The organism is Pseudomonas sp. SIMBA_067 (assembly GCF_046534675.1).
GTDB classification, from domain to species: domain Bacteria; phylum Pseudomonadota; class Gammaproteobacteria; order Pseudomonadales; family Pseudomonadaceae; genus Aquipseudomonas; species Aquipseudomonas putida.
The window spans coordinates 1-270 of record NZ_JAWRYH010000470.1 but is presented as its reverse complement, the minus strand read 5'-3'; the positions used below and the strand labels follow the sequence as shown (position 1 = coordinate 270).

Genomic DNA, 270 nt, shown 5'->3' with positions numbered 1-270 from the left:
CGAAATGCTGCCTCACCGATAAGCATCGGTATCACGCAGCATTTCACGACCGAGATATTGGGCTCGAATACGGCGAAGCGCAGGCCACGCGGGCCGGTTTCGCCACGAGCCGAGCGGGATTCGTACCCGAAGCGCAGTCCGGCCTGCTCGATGGCCTGAATGCGCTGTTCGATAAACGTGCTGTCCCAGAGAAACGGCACTTCGTACACGGGGCAACGGTGCAGGGTGCGCAGCATCGGCATGAGCGTGCGATCCTTGCCCAAAATCCAG

Annotated in this window: 1 protein-coding gene; it reads right to left on the bottom strand. The window is 60.7% G+C overall.

Annotation, left to right across the window (positions count from 1 at the left end; translation table 11 throughout):
* Positions 1 to 242, bottom strand: a 242-nt coding sequence (locus SB765_RS29930) for a DUF2827 family protein (protein ID WP_410932534.1), incomplete at its 3' end; no start/stop codon positions are given.
* Positions 243 to 270: the final 28 nt, after the last annotated feature.